The sequence below is a fragment of the Pantoea sp. JZ2 genome (genome assembly GCF_035191405.1).
GTDB lineage: Bacteria > Pseudomonadota > Gammaproteobacteria > Enterobacterales > Enterobacteriaceae > Pantoea > Pantoea stewartii.
Map to the genome: position 1 here is coordinate 3,352,374 of NZ_CP045247.1, position 21,236 is coordinate 3,373,609.

Below are 21,236 nucleotides of genomic sequence, written 5' to 3' on the forward strand. Positions count from 1 at the left end.
AGGGATGTTTTATGTCAAAACGCTGGACACTTATCGCACTGAGCCTGCTGCTGGCCGGCTGCGGCGGCAATAACACACCGGCTCAGGTCAGTTCGCCGGGCGCCCCCACTTCACCGACGCTAAAAGCGCTGGACAGCGGCGCGGCCGTGCTGCAGTCCCGCCCGCCCATTGATGCAATCAATGCCTATCTGGATGGTTTTCATTTCTATAACGGCGACAAGAACGGCCAGATGGAAGCCCATCACTATGTGACGGTCCTGAATGATGATGTGATGCAGGCGGTGATTTATGACGGTAATACGCGCGATGCGCGCCTGATGGGCGTGGAATATATTATCAGTGAGCGCCTGTACCGCACCCTGCCCGCCGAAGAGAAAAAACTGTGGCACAGTCATCAGTACGAGGTGAAATCCGGTTCACTGGTCGCGCCCGGCCTGCCGGCCGTCGCAGAAAAAGCGCTGATGACGCGCATCGTCAACACGTACGGGAAAACCTGGCATACCTGGCACACCGACCGCGACAAGCAACTGCCCATTGGCATTCCGGCGCTGATGATGGGCTTTACCGCCGACGGGCAAATGGATGCGCGCTTGCTGGCCGATCGCGACCGCCGTTTTGACATCGACAGTCAAAAAATTCGTGCTGAACGGGCGGATATCGTCGCACATCCCGTGGTGCCCGGCGCCAATGCCTGGCAGGACGGTGACGTTATTCAGCTTCGGCGAGGACAAGGCGGCGGTGAACACGCGCACGGCAACACGCAGTTTGCTCCCGCCGAACAGCGTGGTACGCCTTAATCCCAGCGCTGCGCAGCCTCGTGATCGCTGCTGCGTGCATCGACCCAGCGATCGCCCTGCCCGGTGGTTTCCCGTTTCCAGAACGGGGCGCGGGTTTTCAGGTAATCCATGATGAATTCCGCAGCGGCAAAGGCGCTGCTGCGGTGCGCACTGGTGACGCCGACAAAGACAATCTCATCGCCGGGAAACAGTTCACCAATGCGGTGGATGACAGAGACGCGCTGAAGCGGCCAGCGCTGGCGCGCCTCGTCAGTAATTTCCTGCAGCGCCTTCTCGGTCATACCGGGATAATGTTCCAGCGTCAGGGCCGCAACATCATCGCCCAGGTTGTGATTGCGCACTTTGCCCGTGAACGTGACAACCGCGCCGTCTTCGTCGCACCCTGCCAGCCACTGGTATTCCTGCGCCATCGCAAAGGGCGCGGGACCGACCCGAATTTGCGTGTCCATTTATCCTCCGGTAACGGGTGGGAAAAAGGCGACTTCATCGCCGTCCTGTAAAGGGTGCGTCATGGGGCGTAGCGTCTGGTTAACCGCCGCCAGTAATCGTTCGCTGTCGAGCGCCAGCGCCCAGCGTTCGCCCTGCTGAGACAACGCTGTCCGCAGCGCCGCGACGTCGGGATAGTCGGCGGCCAGCGTCAGCGAGTCCGTGCCCACCAGCTCCCGCACCTGCGCAAAAAACAGCACCTTAATCATGGGCTGCCGCCTGAAAATCGCCGCTTTTGCCGCCGCTTTTATGCAGCAGGCGCAGCCGATCAATCACGATATCTTTCTGGACGGCTTTGCACATGTCATAGATGGTCAGCGCCGCCACGGAAGCCGCCGTCAGGGCTTCCATTTCTACCCCGGTTTTCCCCGTCAGCCGACACAGCGAGGTGATGCGAACCCGATTCAATTCGGGTTCCGCGACCAGGTTGATCTCCACTTTGCTCAGCATAAGCGGATGACAGAGTGGGATCAGTTCCCAGGTGCGTTTTGCCGCCTGAATACCGGCAATGCGCGCTGTGGCGAACACATCACCCTTGTGGTGACGGCCTTCCATGATCATCTGTAACGTTTCTGGCTTCATCAGTACCAGCACGTCGGCCTGCGCTTCGCGTACCGTATCGTCTTTGGTGGAAACATCCACCATGTGGGCTTCGCCCGCGGCGTTGATGTGGGTAAGTTGTGACATGCTTAAAGCTTCTTTAAATGAGTGACAAAATTGCAGGGACGCGTACGCGCATCCAGTTGGTCAGCGATGATGCGTTCCCACGCGGTGGTACAGGCTGACGTTGAGCCCGGGACCGCAAAGATCAACGTCTGGTTAGCCAGACCGGCCACCGCACGGGACTGCAATGTCGAGCCGCCAATGTCTTCGTAAGACACCATGCGGAACAGCTCGCCAAAGCCGTCAATCTCCCGATCGAACAACGGCAGCAGCGCCTCAGGCGTGCTGTTTTTCGCATTGAAGCCGGTGCCGCCATTAATAATGACCACCTGGACATCTTCACTGGCGATCCAGCGCGACACAATCGCGCGAATACGGTAAACATTGTCGGGAACAATGGCGTGATCGATCACGCTGTGGCCCGCCTCGGCTGCCGCTTCACGCAGATAATCGCCGGAGGTATCGCTGCTGGCATCACGGCTGTCAGAGACCGTCAGCATAGCGAGCTGTAACGGTTGAAACGTGCTGGCTGATTTGCCCATGTCTGCTCCTGCAGTTAACCGCCAATATAAGAAAGATTTTGTGTAATACCGGTATTTCCCTGTAACAGGAAATGCGTCTGCTTCTTCTGGCCCAGGCTGCTGGCAATGCGTGCCTGAAGTTCATCTTGCTGGTCGTCAGAGGCCAGCAGATCGCGTAAAGGAATCCCGCCATCGCCAAACAGGCAGAGATGCAAATTTCCCTGTGCGGAAACCCGCAGACGGTTGCAGCTGGCGCAGAAATCTTTGGAATACGGCATGATCAGCCCGATTTCACCAACGTAATCCGGATGATAAAACACCTGGGCCGGGCCATCACTGCGGCCGCTGATACGACGCTGCCAGCCCTGAGCAATCAGCTGATCGCGGATAACTTCGCCCGAGACATGCTGCTGGCGAAACAGCGCACCGCCCTCGCCGGTTTCCATCAGTTCGATAAAACGCAGCTGGATGGGACGCGTACGGATCCAGTCAAGAAAGGTCGCCAGATGGTGGCTGTTGACATCGCGCATCAGCACGCTGTTGACTTTGACCTGGCTAAAACCCGCCTCAAAAGCCGCGTCAATCCCGGCCATCACCTGGTGGAACTTGTCCTGACCGGTAATCGCATGAAACTGACGTGCATCAAGGCTGTCCACGCTGACGTTCAGCGCGGTCAGTCCCGCGTCGCGCCACTGCTTAACATCGCGCGCCAGTCGGTAGCCGTTGGTGGTGACCGCAATCTGGCGAATCGCAGCATTTTCGTTAACCGCGGCGATAATGTCGGTGAAATCACGACGTAAAGAGGGCTCACCGCCGGTCAGACGCACTTTTTCAGTGCCCGCCGCCGCAAAGGCGCGCGTGACACGGCGAATTTCATCCAGTGAGAGAAAGCTTTTATTGCGGATACCGTTTGGCTGATAACCCTCCGGCAGGCAATAGGTACAACGGAAATTACAGACATCCGTGACCGAGAGGCGCAAGTAATAAAACTTACGCGCAAATGCATCAGTAAATTGTGACACCAGAGAACACCTTTCCAGTTCGGGAGATGCAGTCATTTCTTCCTGCACCCTGGCAGCGCGGAGGCTACGGCCTGAATCCCCTATCCGCAGACGTAGGCATTCAGGCTTGAGTGTACGTTAACCGGCTGATTAACGCGGTATACAGATGGTAGCGCGATTAGGGTAAATGCGCCATCCACGGCTTTTACTCTGTGTGCGCAGTAACGTTAACTTTCACCGTATTTCGCGCCCGGGATACGGTAAACTGCCGGTCATAAACTGACACACATCATCCTCGTCTGCACCCTGCGCGTTTCACGCCTCTGCAGACGCGAAAAAGGAGAAATATGAATCGAACACTGGCGGACCTGGATCGCGTCGTGGCACTGGGCGGCGGACATGGATTAGGTCGCGTGATGTCGGCCTTGTCACCACTGGGTTCGCGCCTGACCGGCATCGTTACCACCACTGATAACGGTGGCTCCACCGGCCGCATCCGTCGGGCTGAAGGCGGTATTGCCTGGGGCGATTTGCGCAACTGCATTAACCAGTTGATTACCGAGCCCAGCGTCGCGTCCGCGATGTTCGAATACCGCTTTACCGGCAATGGCGAACTGGCCGGGCACAATCTGGGCAATCTAATACTGAAAGCGCTGGATCATCTGAGCGTGCGTCCGCTGGAAGTGGTCAATATCATCCGAAATCTGCTAAAAGTTGACGCGTTTTTAATCCCGATGTCTGAACATCCGGTGGATTTGATGGCAACGGATGACGAAGGCAATGCCGTTTATGGTGAAACCGCCATCGATGAGATGCGCGCACCACCACAGGCGTTAATGCTGCATCCTGTGGTGCAACCGACGCGCGAAGCGCTCGATGCCGTTGCAGAAGCCGATTTGATTCTGATTGGGCCAGGCAGCTTCTACACCAGCCTGATGCCCATTCTGTTAATGAAAGAGATGGCGCAGGCGCTGCGCCGCACGCCCGCGAACATGGTGTTTATCGGCAACCTGGGCCGTGAACTCAGTCCGGCGGCGGCGGCGCTGACCGTGGCGGATAAGCTGAGAATAATGGAAGAGGCGATTGGTAAACGGGTCATCGACGCCGTGGTTGTCGGACCGGCCACGGACGTCAGTCTGATCGACAACCGCCTGATCATCCAGGAGCCACTGGAGGCCGCAGATATTAAATATCGTCACGACCGCCAGCTGCTGCGCGGCGCGCTGGAGCACGCCATCCAGCGGTTTAACTGACTCAGGACACCGCGATAAACAAGGTGCGCAGTTCCTGGAGCTGATCGCGCAGGCCAGCAGCCTGTTCGAACTCCAGGTTTTGCGCATGCTGCTGCATCTGCCCTTCCAGTTCGTGAATCTTTTTCTGCAACGCCTGCGGTGACAACGCCAGGTAATCCGTCTCTGTCTCGGCGGCGTTGCGCTTGCCGGGTTTGGCTTTACCCCGCGTTTTCACCACGTTATTGCCCAGTTCCAGAATATCGGTGATTTTCTTATTCAGGCCCTGCGGTACGATGCCATTCTCTTCGTTGTAGCGCTGCTGCTTCTCACGACGGCGCTCGGTTTCTTCAATGGCGCGCGCCATGGAAGGCGTGATCTTATCGCCGTAGAGGATCGCTTTACCATTGATGTTACGTGCAGCGCGCCCGATGGTCTGGATCAGGGAGCGCTCGGAACGCAGGAAGCCCTCTTTATCGGCATCCAGAATGGCCACCAGCGAGACTTCCGGCATATCCAGCCCTTCACGCAGCAGGTTGATGCCCACCAGCACATCAAATTTGCCCAGGCGCAGGTCGCGAATAATTTCCATGCGCTCGACGGTATCGATGTCAGAGTGCAGATAGCGCACCTTTTCACCGTGTTCTTCCAGGTACTCCGTCAGGTCTTCGGCCATACGTTTGGTGAGCACCGTGACCAGTACGCGTTCATTGACGTTAACGCGCTGGCGGATCTCTGACAACAAATCGTCCACCTGAGTCGCCACGGGCCGCACCTCAAGGATCGGATCCAGCAGCCCCGTCGGACGCACCACCTGATCGATCACCTCATCGCCCGATTTTTCCAGCTCGTATTTGCCTGGCGTGGCGGAGACATAAATGGTCTGAGGGGCCAGCGCCTCGAACTCTTCAAACTTCATGGGGCGGTTGTCCAGCGCCGAAGGCAGGCGGAAGCCATATTCGACTAACGTCTCTTTACGCGCCCTGTCCCCGCGGTACATGCCGCCAATCTGCGGAATGGTTACGTGCGACTCATCGACGACCAGCAGGCCATCCGCCGGCAGATAGTCAAATAAGGTCGGCGGTGCTTCCCCCGGTCCGCGGCCAGACAGATAGCGGGAGTAGTTTTCGATACCAGAGCAGTATCCCAGCTCCCCCATCATTTCGAGGTCAAACTGCGTCCGTTGGGTAATACGCTGCTCTTCCAGCAGTTTGTTGTTTTCCAGCAGGATCTTGCGCCGTTCGGCCAGTTCAACCTTGATGTCTTCCATGGCCTGCAGGATACGCTCACGTGGCGTAACGTAGTGCGTTTTAGGGTAAATGGTAAAGCGCGGCACCACCGATTCGACCTGACCGGTAAGCGGGTCAAACAGGGACAGCCGCTCCACCTCTTCATCGAATAATTCAACCCGCAGGGCCATATCGTCAGATTCGGCCGGGAAGATATCAATGACTTCGCCCCGGACCCGGAACGTCCCGCGCTGAAACGCCTGATCGTTACGCGTGTACTGTAACTCCGACAGGCGACGCAGGATGCTGCGCTGATCGATAATCATGCCGCGCGTTAAGTGCAGCATCATTTTCAGATACAGATCGGGATCGCCCAGGCCGTAGATGGCAGACACGGAGGCCACGACAATCACGTCGCGCCGTTCCAGCAACGCTTTCGTCGCGGAGAGGCGCATTTGCTCGATATGTTCGTTCACCGACGCATCCTTTTCAATAAAGGTATCCGAACTGGGCACGTAAGCTTCGGGCTGGTAGTAGTCATAGTACGAGACAAAAAACTCTACGGCGTTTTCGGGAAAGAACTCCTTCATCTCGCCATACAGTTGCGCCGCCAGCGTCTTATTAGGAGCCAGCACCATGGTAGGACGATTCAGGTCGGCAATAACGTTAGCAACGGTAAAGGTTTTACCCGATCCGGTTACGCCTAACAGCGTCTGGTGCGCCAGGCCGTCTTCCAGTCCGGCTTCCAGACGGCGGATCGCTTCCGGCTGATCGCCAGAAGGCTTGAAAGCGGAGTTCAGTTTAAAATCTTTACTCATGAATGCGGTTCCTGCAGAAGAAAGACGGCGGGCAGCCCATTATTTTACTCTGCTATGGCAATTTTGCCAGAAAAAAATACTGGATATAATACCAGTGATGATACACAGTATTGTCGCCAGGTTTTACTTGACTCTGGCACTTTTGCCCAGGCAAACACCCGTTTTTGTTGCGCAAGGTTATCCCCAAGCCACGTATTGATTTAACATTTGTCAAGCCTGTGTCATAAAATTGCAGTTTGATGAATCGCGTCCAATCCGGCAGGCTTGTTTTTTACTAACACACTGATTTTTAATAGTAAGTAAAAAAAGCCCAGATTGTCATCATTACGTGACCAGGCCGCGTATTTCCTCGCTTCTAACCTGTTTTCATTATCTAATGCACAAGGTTATCCACAGGAATAGTGGATAACTGATGAGAGGCCTTGGAATATCGGCTGTGCATAATTTTTTCTGCCGCCGCGTTTTGATGAAAAAAAATTTTTTTTAGCGAAATTTTTAACGCCAATAGCGTTGTTTTAGCGCGATGCATGGCGCGCATTCAACGTTGATCGTCTGGCTTTTCAGGTTGCTGTTTTTTACAGCAGACTGCCTGCGCCATTTATGGGCAACTGCACCTGACGCTCATTTTTCCTGCACCCTCATCGCGCTACGCAGTCGTCCCGCCCGTCAATTGTTCACTTTTACTTATATTTAAACCGTCAAAATTCCGCATGTTAAGCGCGCAAACTTCGTTCACTCCGACTCTGGCCCGGTAATTGCATGCTCTGTGATCAGGATGTCATGCGCCACAGCAGCAGCCATAGCCCTGCTATTCTGGTAGTGCGATTTACCCGTTATGAGCAGCAAAACATTCAGGTTAATTATCTGGAAGGAGCGCGTCAGATGCTAAGTTTACGGTCGGTGAATCAGTTTTACGGAAAAAATCATATTCTCTGGAATGTGGACCTTGACCTGCCCCCCGGCACCTGTACCGGCATACTGGGACGTCCCGGCATGGGAAAAACCACGCTGGTGAACTGCATCATGGGTAAGCTTCCCATCAACAGCGGCACGATTAGCTGGCAGCAGGATGGCTCGCCGCCAGAGGACCTGCTGTCGCAGCCTGCCGATCAACGTGCACGTCAGGGCATTGGTTACGTGCCACAGGGACGACATATTTTCACACAGATGAGCGTAGAAGATAACTTACTGATTGCCCTGCTGGCAGGCGCTGAATCGCGCGAAAATCACCGGCCTATTCCGGAAATGATTTTTGATCTTCTGCCGGCTCTCTATTCACTGCGTCAACAGCGCAGCGGGGATTTGCCGGTTTACCAGCAGCAGCAACTGGCCCTTGCCCGCGCGCTGGTATTACAGCCACGCCTGCTGATTCTGGATGAGCCCGCCGATGGCATGGCGCCCTGGCTGGAAGAAGAGATGGGTAACCTGATTCGGCGTCTTAACCGGGATTACGGCCTGACGATTCTGCTGCTGGAGCAGCGGGTTTCCCTGATTCGGCGCGTCGCTGACAGCTTTTTGCTGTTGCATCGCGGGCGTAATGTGGCGCAGGGTAACGTCACCCTGCTGGATGACGGTACGCTCGATAAATGGCTGACGATGGCGTGATTAATCCGGTAGCGTCAGATAGTGACCACAGTCCGCCTGCTGGCTGTCATCCGCTAACCAGGGAATGACACCCAGACAAGGCGCGGGCAGTCGCTCCTTCAGGGCCGTAAGGTATGCCTGATAGCGCTGGCCGGGCGGCTGAACCGTATTGGCAATCCAGCCAGCCAGTCGCAGTCCACGCGCCCTTATCGCCTCGGCGGTCAGCATGGCATGATTAATACAGCCCAGTTTTACACCCACCACCAAAATCACCGGTAGCCGTTCAGTCTCAACCCAGTCGGCATAGGTTTGCGTCTCAGACAGCGGCGTATACCAGCCGCCCGCGCCTTCAATCAGAATCCAGTCAGCCAGCGGCTCCAGCTCGCGAAGCCCTGCCGATAGCGTTGAAAAGGTAATTGGCCTGCCTTCCTCTGCGCTGACGATATGCGGCGATGTCGGCTCCATAAAGGCCAGTGGATTCACCTGCTCATAGCAGAGCGGCACACTGCTGTAACGTTGCAGCGCCAGCGCATCGCTGTTACGGATGCCTTCTGCGGTTAACGTACAGCCCGAGGCCACCGGTTTGTAGCCCGCACAGCGGTAGCCTGCTGCGCTCGCCGCCTGCAGCAGGGCGCTACTGGCAACGGTTTTACCGACTTCAGTATCGGTACCGGTGATAAACCAGCGTGTCATGATTCACTTACTCCATACATCAAATGATAACTGAGGCGGAAACCCTGTTCGTCCCGTGGCCAGTGGGCTTCAAGCTGTGCCAGACGGCGACGCGTCAGCACATAATCGGCCCGTCCGGCATGCAGATGCGTTGCGCCAATGCCCTTCAGAGAGCGCATGGCGCTGAGCGCATCGGGAAAATGCAGGGTGACGGTTTGCGCGTGACAGCGCAGCCGTTGTGCGGCACAGGCTGCGGCGATCGCCTGCGCCGGCAGAAAGCGATTGGCGTGCACATGCGCGTCAAGATGCGACCAGGCCTCGTGAACCTCATGCAGCGATCCCGCGCTCAGCGTTGAAAACAGCATACAGCCGCCGGGTTTTAGTACCCGCGTAAACTGCCTGAGCGCGGCCGGTAAATCGTCGCTCCATTGCACCACCAGATTGCTCCATAACAGGTCAATGCTCTGATCGGCTAACGGCAGTGCGTCGATGTCGCCCGCCAGATAATGATGCGCCACCGCGTTTTGCCGGGCCTGATGCAACATCTGCGGCGACAGATCCAGCGCCATGACCTGTTTCCCCCGGTCGCGCCATAGCCGGCTGTACCAGCCGGTGCCACAGCCCGCATCCAGCACCTGTGGACCGGTTTGAGCAGGCACCCATGCCAGCAGCGTATCCCCGCTGATCCGTTGCAGTTCGGCATGCCTGTCGTAACACGACGCCGCGCGCCCAAAGGCTCTGGCTACGGCACGTTTATCAATGTGCAGCGTCATGAAGTGCCTCCAGCAGGACATCAATATCGTCTGGCTGATGTGCGGCGGTCAGCGTGATGCGCAAACGTGCCGTGCCCGGCGGTACGGTAGGCGGACGAATCGCGCTGACCCAGCAACCGGCTTCGGCTAAACGGGCCGACAAGGCCATCGCCTGGGCGTTATCGCCAACAAGTAACGGTTGGATGGCGCTGGATGACGGCATAAGCGACCAGGGCAAGGAGGAGGCGCCCCGGCGGAAATGGGCAATGTTGCGGCTCAGGCGCTGGCGCAGTCCATCGCCTGCCTGCACCTGTTTCAGGGCGGCCAGTAACGCGCTGGCCTGTGCTGGCGGCATGGCGGTTGAGTAGATGAGGTGGCGCGAAAACTGCACAAAATAGTCGGCCGTCGCGTCATCACACAGCAATGCCGCGCCGCTGACGCCAAAGGCTTTACCGAAGGTGACCACCAGCAGTTCGGGCTTAATGCCCTGTTGCCAACAGCTGCCGCGCCCCTGCTCACCTGTGACGCCAATGCCGTGCGCATCGTCAACCAGTAACCAGGCCCCTGCCTCACGCGACTGCGCCGCCAGCGTCTGTAACGGCGCGCTGTCACCATCCATGCTGAAGATCCCTTCCGTGACCACCAGCGTTTGCCCTTCACAGGGCGCACTCAGCCGCACAGCCAGACTGTCCGGATCGTTATGGGCGAAACGACGCAGTTGCGCAGGGCTGTGACTTGCAGCATCCAGCAACGAGGCATGGCTCAGCTTGTCAGCAAGAATGCGATCGTTTTTCCCGGCGAGCAGGTGAATGACCGCCTGGTTGGCGGCAAAGCCGGAAATAAACAGTAATGCCCGGGGATAACCCAGCCACCCGGCCAGTTGCGCTTCCAGGGTGGCATGAAGAGCCTGGAAACCGGTGACATGGCTGGATGCGCCTGCCCCCGCCCCGGCCAGTGCCGCGCCCTGTTGCCATCCGGCAATCACCGCCGGATGCTGGCTTAACCCAAGATAATCATTACTGGAAAAGTGACGATAATCCCGGCCTGCATAGCGGATCAGGCGCGTCTGACTGGCGTCAACCACGCGCCGTTCGCGCCAGTCCTCTTCAGCACGGCGCTGCGCGAGCGCCTGCTGTATGCGTTGCGGCCAGCCCATTACAGCGCCGCGTTATAGAATTTTTCTGTGTCGGCATTGAGCAGTTGCTCACTGAGCTGCTGCTGTTGCGCATTATCGCCATGGGCGGTCTGGGTATGTTCCGGATTCAGTCCGAGCTTGCGGAACAGCAGCATATCTTTGTCTTCTTCCGGATTTGGCGTGGTCAGCAGCTTGCAGCCGTAAAAAATCGAGTTAGCCCCGGCCATAAAACACATCGCCTGGGTTTGTTCATTCATCTGTTCGCGGCCCGCCGACAGACGCACGTGCGAGGTAGGCATCATGATGCGGGCGACGGCTATCGTGCGGATAAAATCGAAAGGTTCGACATCGTCATTGTCTGCCAGCGGGGTGCCTTTCACCTTGACCAGCATGTTGATCGGCACGCTTTCCGGCGGCGTCGGTAAGTTGGCCAGCTGCACCAGCAACCCGGCGCGATCATTAACCGTTTCGCCCAGGCCAACAATCCCGCCCGAGCAGACCTTGATACCAGCCTCGCGCACCTTGCCCAGCGTATCCAGTCGTTCCTGATAGCTGCGCGTGGTAATGATGTTGCCGTAAAACTCCGGCGAGGTATCCAGATTGTGGTTATAAAAGTCCAGCCCGGCGCGACCTAAACGCTGGGCCTGGCTGTCGCTCAGCGTCCCAAGCGTCATGCAGGTTTCCATGCCCATCGCTTTCACGCCTTCGACCATTTTTTCCAGATAAGGCATATCGCGATCGCTGGGGTTTTTCCACGCCGCGCCCATGCAGAAGCGGCTGGATCCGGCCGCTTTCGCTTTTTGCGCCGAACGCAGGACCTCATCCACCTCCATCAGGCGCTCTGATTCCAGCCCGGTCTTGTAGCGGGCACTTTGCGGACAGTATTTGCAGTCTTCCGGGCAGGCACCCGTTTTAATCGACAGCAGCGTGCTGACCTGAACCTGACGCGGATCGAAGTGCTGGCGATGTACCTGCTGTGCTTCAAACATCAGTTCAAGAAACGGGCGTTCAAACAGGGCCTGTGCCTGGGCTAGCGTCCAACGTTGTGACATTACGTACTCCAAAAAAGGTGTCATCCCGACAGTTAACGTGGTTATACTTGTAAACTAAATCTTTTTATTTTGGTTTACAACTACGATGTTTACGCTTCAGGACGCCGAATTCGATCGCCAGCATATCTGGCATCCTTACACCTCCATGCAGCAACCGTTGCCCTGTTACCCGGTCGTGGCGGCGCAGGGTTACACGCTGCAGCTGGCGGATGGGCGCACACTGGTAGACGGGATGTCCTCCTGGTGGGCGGCGATTCATGGTTACAACCATCCACGCCTGAACCAGGCCCTGCAGCAGCAGATGGCCCAGATGTCCCACGTGATGTTCGGCGGGATTACGCATCCCGCCGCGGTGGCGCTGTGTCGTCAGTTAGTGGCGATGACACCTGACGCGCTGGCGTGCGTATTCCTTGCAGACTCCGGCTCCGTTGCCGTCGAAGTGGCAATGAAGATGGCGTTGCAGTACTGGCTGGGTCGGGGAGAAACGCGTCAGCAGTTCTTAACCCTCAAGCGTGGCTATCACGGTGATACATTTGCGGCGATGTCGGTGTGCGATCCGGATAATTCCATGCACAGCCTGTGGCGCGGCTATCTGCCCGAGCACCACTTTGCCGAGGCGCCGCAATGTGGTTTTGACGCGGCCTGGAATGAAGAAGATTTTCAGGATTTCGCCCGGCTGATCGAACAGCATCAGCATCAGTTGGCCGCGGTGATTCTGGAGCCCATCGTACAGGGCGCGGGCGGCATGCGTTTTTACCATCCGCGCTACCTGCAGAAGGTGCGCGAGTGGTGTGATCGTTACGGCATCCTGCTGATCGCTGATGAAATCGCCACGGGCTTTGGCCGCACCGGCACGCTGTTTGCCTGCGAACATGCGGCGATCACACCGGACATCCTGTGCGTCGGCAAAGCCCTGACCGGCGGCACGATGAGCCTGGCCGCCACGCTGACCACACGTGATGTCGCCGATACCATCAGCCGCAGTCCGGCGGGCTGCTTTATGCATGGCCCAACCTTTATGGGCAATCCGCTGGCGTGCGCCGTGGCGGCGGAGAGCCTGAAAATGGTACAGGAAGGCCACTGGCGCGGGCAGGTCAGCGCTATCGAGCGTCAGCTTCAGGCGGGACTGACGCCACTGCGCCAGTCGCCAGCGGTAGCCGATGTTCGTGTGCTGGGCGCGATTGGCGTGGTAGAAACTCACCGTCCAGTGAATATGGCCGCCCTGCAGCAGTTTTTCGTCAGTCAGGGCGTCTGGATTCGGCCCTTTGGTCGTCTGATCTACCTGATGCCGCCCTATATCATCGCGCCTGAAGCACTGGATACGCTGATCCAGGCCATGGCCGCAGCCCTGGCGAACCCCGGCCATTTTCTGCGTTGAGCCCTGAAGGCTGGACGTCCAGGCGGTTTTGGTTAAGATGAAGACGCAGTCACCATAAACCCAAGGAGATGTGATGCGAGTTTATAGTCAGGATTTACACGACGGCGACAAAATGCCGGAAAAGCATGTTTTCAACGGGATGGGCTATCAGGGCGAAAATGTGTCACCGCATCTTGCCTGGGAAGACGCGCCGGAAGGCACAAAAAGTTTTGTCGTGACCTGTTTCGATCCTGATGCCCCGACCGGCTCAGGCTGGTGGCACTGGGTGGTCGCCAATCTTCCGGCCGATACCACATCGCTGCCGCAGGGTGCGGGTTCCGGTAAAGCCGCCTTACCTGCAGGTGCCGTGCAAACCCGCACAGATTTCGGCCAGGCCGGGTACGGCGGGGCCGCGCCACCGGCGGGTGAAACGCACCGCTACATTTTTAGCGTCCATGCGCTGGATGTGGAGAGCATTGAGGTCGATGCAGGTGCCAGCGGCGCGATGGTGGGCTTCAACGTGCATTTTCACGTATTAGCCAGCGCGTCATTGACCGTTCATTACGTCTGATTGCGCGTGCTCTTCTGCCGCTCCCGCCCGGGAGCGGCAACGCTGAACGTTAAGCCAGCTGATGTACCACAACCCACATTGGGCCCTGTCCAACGGCATAACGGCCGACAGGTTCAAGTTGCCCTTGCGGTTGAGTAATGCGGTATACCTCAATGTGATGCGACTTCTGTCCTGCCGCCACCAGATACTGGCCCGTGTGGTCGATATTGAAGCCCCGCGGCTGCGTTTCGGTCGGCTGGAACCCCTCCACCGTCAGTAGCGCGCCATCTTCACTCACGCTGAACACCGTAATGGTGCTGCTGGTGCGATCGCAGGCGTACAGGAAACGTCCGTCCGGCGTCAGGTGAATATCGGCGGCCCAGCGCGTACCGGTAAAATCAGGCGGCATCATATCGAGCGTTTGCACCGATTCCATTTTGCCGTGTGCATTCTTCAGTGACCAGACTTCGACCGTGCTGTTAAGTTCATTAACGCTGTAGGCGTACTGGCCGTTGGCATGAAACGCCATATGACGCGGGCCCGCGCCCTCTGCCGTAGTGACCTGTTGCTGGGAATGCGGCGTTAACTGACCGTCCGCCCCGAGGTTAAACAGGCAGATGCGATCCTGTTTGAGCGCGGGCACATATAACGTGCTGTCGGCATTATCGATGTTCGCAGAGTGGCAACCTGCCAGACCGTCGATCACCTGGCTCGGAGCCTGGGGCACACCGTCAGCGCCGATGGGGCTGATGCTGACGCAGGCATCATTGTAGGAGCCACAAAACAGGAAACGGCCAGCGTGATCGGTGGAGATGTGGGTGGGGCTGCCCGGCAACGGCGCCTGCCCCGCTTCCGTTAAGGTGCCATCCTGCGCAATACGAAAGGCCAGCACGCGGAAATCCGGACGCACGCCCACATACAAGAAATCTTTTTTCGGACTGACCACCATAGGCTGAACCTGACCGGCGATATCCGTTACCTGCAGTAGCGTCAAGGTGCCCTCATCGTTCAACTGCCAGACATGGATTTGTTGACTCTCGGGACTGGCGGTGTAGACAACCTGCTTCATGTATTCTCCTTTTTCGCTGACTCATGTTGTTCTGCAGGTCACTGTAGCGCGTTTTTTTCTGTCTCGCTGGAATGATTTGTGCCCTGATTTTTGTTTCCGGGCCACAGTCAGGTGTAGACTTGCTGTTTCGCTAACCTATCCAGATGAGAGGATTAATGAGCTATCGTGTAATCGCCCTCGACCTTGACGGCACGCTGTTGACCCCGACAAAAACCATTCTGCCCCAATCCACAGAAGCGATTACCCAGGCGCGCAAAGCGGGCATCAAGGTGATTATCGTGACCGGACGCCATCACTGTGCCATTCATCCTTTCTACCAGACGCTCAATCTGGATACGCCCGCCATCTGCTGTAACGGGACCTACCTGTACGATTATCCGGCGAAAAAAGTCCTGGCTGCCGATCCGCTCGATACCGACGTTGCGGTACGTGTGATCGAGATGCTGGATGAACATCATATTCACGGTCTGCTGTATGTGGACGATGCGATGCTCTATCAAACGCCGACCGGCCATGTGATTCGTACGCTGAAATGGAGTGAGTCATTACCTCCACATCAGCGTCCGGTGTTCAGACAGGTGGACAGCCTGGCGCAGGCCGCCAGAGAGGCGCAGTCGATCTGGAAGTTTGCCCTGTCTCACGACAACACAGCAGCGTTGCAGCAGTTTGCGCAGCGTACGCAAGACGAGCTGGGTCTGGCCTGCGAATGGTCCTGGCACGATCAGGTCGACGTTGCCCGCGGCGGCAACAGCAAAGGCAAGCGCCTGGCGCAGTGGGTCGAATCTGTCGGGCTGACAATGCAGGACGTCATTGCCTTCGGCGACAACTACAACGATCTGAGCATGCTGGAAACGGTGGGGCTGGGCGTGGCCATGGGCAATGCGGATGACGCCATTAAAGCCCGCGCGAAGAGGGTCATCGGTACGAATCTGGAAACCGGCATTGCCGAGACGCTTTATCAGCTCGTTCTGTAAGTTTCACTGACCCGGTGAGTACGGTTTCAGCGGGTCATTCCGGTGTGACAGAGACGCTTTTAATCTGTGCGTACAGCCACTGCTCGGGGCGAATGTTAAGTTCGTCCCGGGCCCAGGGAGAAATGCGCGCCCAGAGTTCGCTGATACCGATGCGCAGCTTAACCTCCACCTGATCGCCCACCTCAATTAACTCCACCACCTGTGCCGGCAGCACATTGCGAACAGAGCTGTGTTTTGCCGGTTGCAGCGTCAGCGAAACATCGGCCGACGCAATCCGTATCCGTAACGGCGTTTTGACCGGCTGATTTACCCGACTGACCCAGATATGCTGATCGCCCAACGATAACGCCGTCATCGGGTAATCTGGATGATGCTCAAGCACCTGAACGCGCAGTACGCTGGTCAGGTCGCTGACCGGCAGCCAGGGGCGCATCGCACTGCTGCTCCAGACCCGCTCCAGCGGGCCAAAGGCCTTCACCTTACCGTGATCCAGAACCAGCACCGTCTCAGCCAGTTGCAGAATTTCGTCGAGGCTGTGAGAAACGTACAGCACCGGGATATCTACCTGCTTTGCCAGTTTTTGCAGATAAGGCATCAGCTCACGCTTGCGCGGCAAATCCAGCGAGGCCAGGGGTTCATCCATTAACAGGATATCAGGGGCGCTGAGCAACGCCCGCCCAATGGCCACCCGCTGCTTTTCGCCGCCCGAGAGCGAGAGCGGAAAACGGTCCAGTAAGGGTTCGAGTCCCAGTAAGTCCACCAGCGTGTCAAACTGCCCTTTCATACTGGCTGCCAGGCCATAGCGTAAGTTACCCCGGACACGATAGTGCGGAAACAGTCGCGCCTCCTGGAAAACGTAACCCACGTTGCGCTTTTCAGGCGGCAAGGCAATCTGCTGTTCGGCGTCAAACAACACACGGTCATGCAGCTGAATGCGCCCGCGCTGCGGCCGGGTCAGCCCGCCAATCGCGTTGATTAACGAGGTTTTACCCGCACCCGACACGCCAAATATTGCCGTGATGCCGTTGGCGGGAACCGTCACGTTGATCTTCAGCTCGTGTTCGCCCAGCCGTTGTGTGAAATCGAGCGTCAGCATCCGGCCCCCATCCGTTTCCGGCCCCATTGCGCCAGCCATTCAGACACCAGCAAGGAGGCCAGTGCCAGCACCACCGCGATAATGCACAAACGCGCAGCGGCCCCTTCTGCCCCGGGCGTTTCAATCAGCGTATACATCGCCAGCGGCAGCGTGCGCGTTTCACCAGGAATGTTGGAAACAAATGTAATAGTGGCACCGAATTCCCCCAGCGAGCGGGCAAAGGCCAGCACCGTACCGACGATAATACCGGGCAGCGTTAACGGCAGCGTAATGGTAAAAAAGACCCGCCAGCGGCCCGCGCCCAGCGTCCGGGCCGCCTGTTCCAGCCGGATATCCACGGCGTCCAGCGCCAGGCGAATGGCCCGCACCATGAGCGGAAAGGCAATCACCGCCGACGCCAGCGCCGCACCGCGCCAGCTAAACGCGAAGCTAAAGCCGAACCATTCATACAGCTTTTCACCAATAAAGCCGCGTCGGCCCAAGCCAATCAGTAACAGATAACCGACCACCACAGGCGGCAGCACCAGCGGCAGGTGAATCACACCGTCCAGAAGCGCTTTACCCGGAAACTGGCAGCGGACCAGAACCCATGCCATAAGGATGCCGAAGGGCAGACTGCACAGGACGGCAATGCCGGAGACCTGCAGGCTGAGCATCACGGCCTGCCATTCAACATCACTGAGTATCATTTTTTAGGCGTGAATCCGTATTGGGTAAACACTGCGGCCGCTTCCGGCCCTTTCAGGTAGTTATAAAAAGCCTTAACGGCCGCGTTGTCGTGATCTTTAACAATCGCGACAGGATATTCGACCGGTTTATGGCTGTCTTCCGGAAAGGTGCCGACCACCTGGACTTTTTGGCTGGCGACCGCATCAGAGCCGTACACAATGCCGTAAGGCGTTTCATTACGTTCCACCAGCGCCAGGGCGGCACGCACATTGTTGGCGCGCGCCACCACAGGTGACAGTGAAGACCAGGCACCCAGCTTCTCAAGTGCCTCTTTGGCATAGATGCCCGCCGGCACATGATCGGGATCGCCGACCGCCAGACGTTCGCCTTTCAACAGACGTTTCCAGTCGGTTTTATCGTTAATCGTTACCGGCCTGGCGTTCTCACTGCGTGGCGCTATCAGAACCAGATCGTTGCCCAACAGGGTATAGCGGGTTGTGTCGATCATGCTTTTTTTCGCGACCGCATCATCCATCCACTGCTGATCGGCTGAGATAAACAGATCGGCGGGCGCGCCCTGCTCAATCTGACGGGCCAGGACTGACGACGAGGCAAATGACGACACCACCTCTGTCCCATGTGTTTTCTTATAGTGTGCCGCAATCTCGTTAAGCGCATTTGTCAGTGAGGCCGCCGCAAAGACGGTAATTTTATCGGCTGCCAGCGCCGGAACGGCCAGTGACAGGGCCATTACGGCGGCAGTTGCGGAACGTAGTAAGGTTAAACGCATGATTTTTCTCCAGTGATCGTTATATATAAAATAATACAGCGAACGGCCTGACAGCCAGACAAAATGATTAAAAGAGGAAGAAAAGCGTGGACGTAAAACAGCAACGTCCGTGCTGAGACGGACGTTGCTGGAGGATTAATGCTGAGAGCGGGCGTTAGTGTTGTCGCGGCGACCCGTTTTAGAGATGAGGTTAAACACTTCACCCAGACCGTAAATCAGGCCTAACATAATCGCCATAACCACAGGTACCATAATCACTGCCACGGCGAGGCTTTTAATGAGTTCCAGCATGGAAAGTCCCACTTTGCGGATAAAAAAGAGATTGTAACGGCTCAGTAAAAATTTGCGCAGACCTTTTCGTGCTTTTACTTTGAGGCGCAAAGCTCGTTATCATCAGCCCGATCACGCGACTTACCTTTTGCAGGAGCCACCATGCAAGCCGACCTCACCCTTCATATTCGCCTGCAGCAGAAACTGTTTGCCGATCCCCGCCGCATTGCCTTGCTGCAACGCGTGCAGCAAACCGGCTCCATCAGTCAGGGCGCTAAACTGGCGGGCATCAGTTACAAAAGCGCCTGGGATGCCATCAGCGACATGAACCACCTGGCCGGGCAGGAAGTCGTGGCACGCGCGACCGGGGGCAAAGGCGGTGGCGGCGCGCAGTTAACCCGCTACGGTGAACGACTGGTACAGCTGTTTGGCCTGATGGAAAAGATTCAGCAACATGCCTTCGATGCGCTGCAGCAGGATACCCTGCCGCTCGACAGCTTACTCGCGGCTATCGCCCGCTCCTCCCTGCAAACCAGTGCACGTAATCAACTGTTTGGTACCGTCGTGCACAATGATGCTCAGCAGGTGATACAGCATCTGACGATTCTGCTTGCCGATGGCGTGACGCGGCTCAACATTGCCCTGACCGAGCGCAGCGCAGAACGGCTGAATTTGCACGCCGGAAAAGAGGTGCTGGTATTAATCAAGGCCCCGTGGGTCAGTGTGCATACCGCGCCCACTGATGCCGAGAATCAGCTTGCCGCAACGCTGACCGCTATCGAAAAAGGCCAGCAGGTGAGTGAAGTGCTGATGACCTTACCCAGTGGCGAAACGTTGTGTGCCACGCTGGATAACCGTGAAACGGAACAGCGTCAGCTTCACATCGGCATGAATGTTATCGCCAGCTTCAGCGCCAGTCATGCGATTGTTGCCTCACTGCGGTGATTTTCACCGGCCGGTTTGACATCCCTGTTTGCAGTCGCTAAAACGTCAGTTAACGCTGCATAAAATGGAACAAATCATGGCTTCATTGCAAATTTCGCAAGGCATATTTCACCTTAATGATACCCGGGTGCTGTCCCTGGCCGATGTGCATCTTCGCCGGGGTGAGCGCTGGGCGTTTGTTGGCGCAAACGGCAGCGGCAAGTCCTCGCTGGCACGCGCGCTTTCAGGTGAGCTTCACGCGTTATCGGGTAAGGTGACGCACGATTTTCAGCGCCCGTGGCGCCTGTCGCTGGAGCAGCTACAGAAGCTGGTCGCCGAGGAATGGCAACGTAACAATACCGATTTACTCAGCGAAGGTGAGGACGACAGCGGCCGCACCACGGCGGAAATTATTCAGGATGCGGTGAAAGATGCCGCACGCTGTGAACGTCTGGCGGCGCAGTTTGGCATCAGTAGTCTGCTCAGTCGCCGCTTTAAATACCTGTCGACAGGCGAGACGCGAAAAACGCTGCTGTGCCAGGCGCTGATGGCACAGCCTGATCTGCTGATTCTGGATGAACCTTTTGACGGCCTGGATGTGGATTCCCGCGCGAATCTGACGGCCACCTTAGCAACGCTGCATGAGGCTGACGTCACGCTGGTGCTGGTGCTGAACCGCTTTGACGATATTCCGGATTATGTCGATCAGGTGGGCGTTCTGGCCGAATGCAGCCTGACGCAGGTCGGGCCACGCGAGACCATTCTGGCCCAGACCCTGGTCGCCCAGCTGGCTCGCAGTGAACAGCTGGACGGTATGGCGTTGCCGGAGGCCGATGTGCCCGATCAGTTGCCCGCGTTGGCGGATGATGCGCCGCGCGTGATCCTGCGCAACGCGGTGGTGTCCTATAACGATCAGCCCGTGATCAACGGCCTGAACTGGCAGGTGAATCCCGGTGAGCACTGGCACATCATTGGCCCCAACGGCGCGGGTAAATCCACCTTACTGAGCCTGGTGACGGGGGATCATCCGCAGGGTTACAGCAATGATTTGACCCTGTTCGGCATTCGCCGCGGCAGCGGCGAGACCATCTGGGACATCAAGCAGCATATCGGCTATGTCAGCAGCAGCCTGCATCTGGACTACCGGGTCAGCGTGAATGTGCGCACCGTGATTTTATCGGGCTTTTTCGATTCGATTGGTCTCTATCAGGCTGTATCTGACCGCCAGATGGCGCTGGCGCAACAGTGGCTGGCGCTGACAGGGATGGATAATGCGATGGCGAATGCGCCGTTCCACAGTTTGTCCTGGGGGCAACAACGGCTGGTCTTAATCGCCCGCGCGCTGGTTAAGCATCCCACGTTATTGATCCTTGACGAGCCCTTGCAGGGGCTGGATCCGCTTAACCGGCAACTGGTGCGCCGCTTTGTGGATATTCTGATTGGGGAAGGCCGGACCCAGCTGCTGTTTGTTTCGCATCATGCCGAAGATGCCCCGCACTGTATTACGCATCGCCTGCATTTTCTCCCTGATGGCACAGGCGGCTACCGTTATCAGCAAGATGTGATCTGACACAACCCTGCCGTGCAAACGGCGGGGA

Annotated in this window: 23 protein-coding genes and 1 riboswitch; of the genes, 8 read left to right on the forward strand and 15 right to left on the reverse strand. The window is 57.3% G+C overall.

The features are described from left to right. Positions 1–11: 11 nt before the first annotated feature. Complete coding sequence (locus GC087_RS16075; protein WP_006118514.1) at positions 12–797, forward strand: OBAP family protein; 786 nt, start codon at positions 12–14, stop codon at positions 795–797. On the opposite strand, the gene moaE is transcribed toward GC087_RS16075, so the two are convergent. The 5 genes from moaE to moaA form a co-directional block, all read right to left on the reverse strand. Then, complete coding sequence (gene moaE, locus GC087_RS16080; RefSeq protein ID WP_033737732.1) at positions 794–1,246, reverse strand: molybdopterin synthase catalytic subunit MoaE; 453 nt, start codon at positions 1,244–1,246, stop codon at positions 794–796. The genes GC087_RS16075 and moaE overlap by 4 nt on opposite strands. Then, positions 1,247–1,492 (reverse strand): molybdopterin synthase sulfur carrier subunit, encoded by a 246-nt coding sequence (moaD, locus tag GC087_RS16085; RefSeq protein WP_006118512.1) that lies wholly within the window; start codon positions 1,490–1,492, stop codon positions 1,247–1,249. After that, the gene (gene moaC / locus GC087_RS16090; protein ID WP_033737733.1) at positions 1,485–1,970 is read right to left on the reverse strand and encodes a cyclic pyranopterin monophosphate synthase MoaC; all 486 of its coding nucleotides are present in this window, start codon (positions 1,968–1,970) and stop codon (positions 1,485–1,487) included. The genes moaD and moaC overlap by 8 nt, the downstream gene beginning before the upstream one ends. 2 nt (positions 1,971–1,972) lie before the next feature. Continuing rightward, on the reverse strand, positions 1,973–2,488 hold the full coding sequence (gene moaB, locus GC087_RS16095; RefSeq protein ID WP_006118510.1) for a molybdenum cofactor biosynthesis protein B: 516 nt from the start codon (positions 2,486–2,488) through the stop codon (positions 1,973–1,975). A gap of 14 nt (positions 2,489–2,502) precedes the next feature. Further along, positions 2,503–3,492, reverse strand: coding sequence for a GTP 3',8-cyclase MoaA (gene moaA / locus GC087_RS16100; protein WP_172912616.1), 990 nt, complete (start codon positions 3,490–3,492; stop codon positions 2,503–2,505). Further along, a riboswitch (molybdenum cofactor riboswitch) is annotated at positions 3,481–3,614 on the reverse strand. (Overlaps the previous gene by 12 nt.) 201 nt (positions 3,615–3,815) lie before the next feature. Between moaA and GC087_RS16105 the strand changes: the two genes are divergently transcribed. Next, positions 3,816–4,721, forward strand: coding sequence for a gluconeogenesis factor YvcK family protein (locus tag GC087_RS16105; protein ID WP_006118508.1), 906 nt, complete (start codon positions 3,816–3,818; stop codon positions 4,719–4,721). A gap of 1 nt (position 4,722) precedes the next feature. Here the strand turns inward: GC087_RS16105 and uvrB are convergent, their stop codons facing one another. Beyond that, on the reverse strand, positions 4,723–6,744 hold the full coding sequence (gene uvrB, locus GC087_RS16110) for an excinuclease ABC subunit UvrB (protein ID WP_033737734.1): 2,022 nt from the start codon (positions 6,742–6,744) through the stop codon (positions 4,723–4,725). Positions 6,745–7,626: 882 nt separating this feature from the next. On the opposite strand from uvrB, the gene GC087_RS16115 reads away from it, so the two are divergent. Then, complete coding sequence (locus tag GC087_RS16115; protein ID WP_033737785.1) at positions 7,627–8,349, forward strand: ABC transporter ATP-binding protein; 723 nt, start codon at positions 7,627–7,629, stop codon at positions 8,347–8,349. Here GC087_RS16115 and bioD read toward each other — a convergent pair whose 3' ends face one another. Genes bioD through bioB form a run of 4 tightly spaced genes read right to left on the reverse strand, consistent with a single transcriptional unit; the run spans position 8,350 to position 11,939 of the window. Beyond that, on the reverse strand, positions 8,350–9,021 hold the full coding sequence (gene bioD / locus GC087_RS16120) for a dethiobiotin synthase (RefSeq protein ID WP_205949948.1): 672 nt from the start codon (positions 9,019–9,021) through the stop codon (positions 8,350–8,352). After that, positions 9,018–9,773 carry a malonyl-ACP O-methyltransferase BioC gene (bioC, locus tag GC087_RS16125; protein WP_324028701.1) on the reverse strand — a complete coding sequence of 252 codons (756 nt, stop codon included), beginning with the start codon at positions 9,771–9,773 and terminating at the stop codon, positions 9,018–9,020. Before bioC ends, bioD begins: the two co-directional genes overlap by 4 nt. After that, positions 9,757–10,908, reverse strand: a complete 1,152-nt coding sequence (gene bioF, locus GC087_RS16130) for an 8-amino-7-oxononanoate synthase (protein ID WP_324028702.1) — start codon at positions 10,906–10,908, stop codon at positions 9,757–9,759. Before bioF ends, bioC begins: the two co-directional genes overlap by 17 nt. Further along, a complete protein-coding gene (gene bioB / locus GC087_RS16135; RefSeq protein ID WP_058707651.1) occupies positions 10,908–11,939 on the reverse strand; it encodes a biotin synthase BioB in 1,032 nt (343 codons plus the stop codon). The genes bioF and bioB overlap by 1 nt, the downstream gene beginning before the upstream one ends. A gap of 85 nt (positions 11,940–12,024) precedes the next feature. On the opposite strand from bioB, the gene bioA reads away from it, so the two are divergent. Together bioA and GC087_RS16145 are read left to right on the forward strand one after the other, a co-directional pair. After that, positions 12,025–13,317, forward strand: a complete 1,293-nt coding sequence (bioA, locus tag GC087_RS16140) for an adenosylmethionine--8-amino-7-oxononanoate transaminase (RefSeq protein WP_006118501.1) — start codon at positions 12,025–12,027, stop codon at positions 13,315–13,317. A gap of 73 nt (positions 13,318–13,390) precedes the next feature. Beyond that, positions 13,391–13,867 carry a kinase inhibitor gene (locus tag GC087_RS16145; RefSeq protein WP_033737738.1) on the forward strand — a complete coding sequence of 159 codons (477 nt, stop codon included), beginning with the start codon at positions 13,391–13,393 and terminating at the stop codon, positions 13,865–13,867. Positions 13,868–13,916: 49 nt separating this feature from the next. Here GC087_RS16145 and pgl read toward each other — a convergent pair whose 3' ends face one another. Further along, a complete protein-coding gene (gene pgl / locus GC087_RS16150) occupies positions 13,917–14,915 on the reverse strand; it encodes a 6-phosphogluconolactonase (RefSeq protein WP_006118499.1) in 999 nt (332 codons plus the stop codon). A 155-nt stretch (positions 14,916–15,070) separates the two neighbouring features. On the opposite strand from pgl, the gene GC087_RS16155 reads away from it, so the two are divergent. After that, positions 15,071–15,889: a pyridoxal phosphatase gene (locus tag GC087_RS16155; protein ID WP_263758902.1), complete on the forward strand. Its 819-nt coding sequence runs from the start codon at positions 15,071–15,073 to the stop codon at positions 15,887–15,889. Positions 15,890–15,923: 34 nt separating this feature from the next. Here the strand turns inward: GC087_RS16155 and modC are convergent, their stop codons facing one another. The 4 genes from modC to GC087_RS16175 all read right to left on the reverse strand — a co-directional run bounded on the left by modC (position 15,924) and on the right by GC087_RS16175 (position 18,735). Continuing rightward, positions 15,924–16,985 carry a molybdenum ABC transporter ATP-binding protein ModC gene (gene modC, locus GC087_RS16160; protein WP_054634291.1) on the reverse strand — a complete coding sequence of 354 codons (1,062 nt, stop codon included), beginning with the start codon at positions 16,983–16,985 and terminating at the stop codon, positions 15,924–15,926. Beyond that, the gene (gene modB / locus GC087_RS16165) at positions 16,979–17,674 is read right to left on the reverse strand and encodes a molybdate ABC transporter permease subunit (RefSeq protein ID WP_054634292.1); all 696 of its coding nucleotides are present in this window, start codon (positions 17,672–17,674) and stop codon (positions 16,979–16,981) included. Before modB ends, modC begins: the two co-directional genes overlap by 7 nt. Further along, positions 17,671–18,444 carry a molybdate ABC transporter substrate-binding protein gene (gene modA / locus GC087_RS16170; protein ID WP_324028703.1) on the reverse strand — a complete coding sequence of 258 codons (774 nt, stop codon included), beginning with the start codon at positions 18,442–18,444 and terminating at the stop codon, positions 17,671–17,673. Before modA ends, modB begins: the two co-directional genes overlap by 4 nt. Before the next feature lie 135 nt (positions 18,445–18,579). Beyond that, positions 18,580–18,735, reverse strand: a complete 156-nt coding sequence (locus GC087_RS16175) for an AcrZ family multidrug efflux pump-associated protein (RefSeq protein ID WP_006118494.1) — start codon at positions 18,733–18,735, stop codon at positions 18,580–18,582. Between the two features lie 141 nt (positions 18,736–18,876). Between GC087_RS16175 and modE the strand changes: the two genes are divergently transcribed. Together modE and modF are read left to right on the forward strand one after the other, a co-directional pair. After that, positions 18,877–19,659, forward strand: coding sequence for a molybdenum-dependent transcriptional regulator ModE (gene modE / locus GC087_RS16180; protein WP_006118493.1), 783 nt, complete (start codon positions 18,877–18,879; stop codon positions 19,657–19,659). A gap of 76 nt (positions 19,660–19,735) precedes the next feature. Beyond that, a complete protein-coding gene (modF, locus tag GC087_RS16185; RefSeq protein WP_324028704.1) occupies positions 19,736–21,208 on the forward strand; it encodes a molybdate ABC transporter ATP-binding protein ModF in 1,473 nt (490 codons plus the stop codon). The last annotated feature ends 28 nt before the right edge of the window (positions 21,209–21,236 follow it).

Excerpts from the sequence above, each read along its gene's own strand:
- modB (WP_054634292.1), bottom strand. The coding sequence starts at position 17,674 with ATGATACTCAGTGATGTTGAATGGCAGGCCGTGATGCTCAGCCTGCAG.
- moaE (WP_033737732.1), bottom strand. The coding sequence starts at position 1,246 with ATGGACACGCAAATTCGGGTCGGTCCCGCGCCCTTTGCGATGGCGCAG.
- modA (WP_324028703.1), bottom strand. The coding sequence starts at position 18,444 with ATGCGTTTAACCTTACTACGTTCCGCAACTGCCGCCGTAATGGCCCTG.
- bioD (WP_205949948.1), bottom strand. The coding sequence starts at position 9,021 with ATGACACGCTGGTTTATCACCGGTACCGATACTGAAGTCGGTAAAACC.
- GC087_RS16175 (WP_006118494.1), bottom strand. The coding sequence starts at position 18,735 with ATGCTGGAACTCATTAAAAGCCTCGCCGTGGCAGTGATTATGGTACCT.
- moaD (WP_006118512.1), bottom strand. The coding sequence starts at position 1,492 with ATGATTAAGGTGCTGTTTTTTGCGCAGGTGCGGGAGCTGGTGGGCACG.
- bioC (WP_324028701.1), bottom strand. The coding sequence starts at position 9,773 with ATGACGCTGCACATTGATAAACGTGCCGTAGCCAGAGCCTTTGGGCGC.
- bioA (WP_006118501.1), top strand. The coding sequence starts at position 12,025 with ATGTTTACGCTTCAGGACGCCGAATTCGATCGCCAGCATATCTGGCAT.
- GC087_RS16115 (WP_033737785.1), top strand. The coding sequence starts at position 7,627 with ATGCTAAGTTTACGGTCGGTGAATCAGTTTTACGGAAAAAATCATATT.
- GC087_RS16155 (WP_263758902.1), top strand. The coding sequence starts at position 15,071 with ATGAGCTATCGTGTAATCGCCCTCGACCTTGACGGCACGCTGTTGACC.
- uvrB (WP_033737734.1), bottom strand. The coding sequence starts at position 6,744 with ATGAGTAAAGATTTTAAACTGAACTCCGCTTTCAAGCCTTCTGGCGAT.
- bioB (WP_058707651.1), bottom strand. The coding sequence starts at position 11,939 with ATGTCACAACGTTGGACGCTAGCCCAGGCACAGGCCCTGTTTGAACGC.
- GC087_RS16075 (WP_006118514.1), top strand. The coding sequence starts at position 12 with ATGTCAAAACGCTGGACACTTATCGCACTGAGCCTGCTGCTGGCCGGC.
- modC (WP_054634291.1), bottom strand. The coding sequence starts at position 16,985 with ATGCTGACGCTCGATTTCACACAACGGCTGGGCGAACACGAGCTGAAG.
- pgl (WP_006118499.1), bottom strand. The coding sequence starts at position 14,915 with ATGAAGCAGGTTGTCTACACCGCCAGTCCCGAGAGTCAACAAATCCAT.
- bioF (WP_324028702.1), bottom strand. The coding sequence starts at position 10,908 with ATGGGCTGGCCGCAACGCATACAGCAGGCGCTCGCGCAGCGCCGTGCT.
- modE (WP_006118493.1), top strand. The coding sequence starts at position 18,877 with ATGCAAGCCGACCTCACCCTTCATATTCGCCTGCAGCAGAAACTGTTT.
- moaC (WP_033737733.1), bottom strand. The coding sequence starts at position 1,970 with ATGTCACAACTTACCCACATCAACGCCGCGGGCGAAGCCCACATGGTG.
- moaB (WP_006118510.1), bottom strand. The coding sequence starts at position 2,488 with ATGGGCAAATCAGCCAGCACGTTTCAACCGTTACAGCTCGCTATGCTG.
- GC087_RS16105 (WP_006118508.1), top strand. The coding sequence starts at position 3,816 with ATGAATCGAACACTGGCGGACCTGGATCGCGTCGTGGCACTGGGCGGC.
- modF (WP_324028704.1), top strand. The coding sequence starts at position 19,736 with ATGGCTTCATTGCAAATTTCGCAAGGCATATTTCACCTTAATGATACC.
- GC087_RS16145 (WP_033737738.1), top strand. The coding sequence starts at position 13,391 with ATGCGAGTTTATAGTCAGGATTTACACGACGGCGACAAAATGCCGGAA.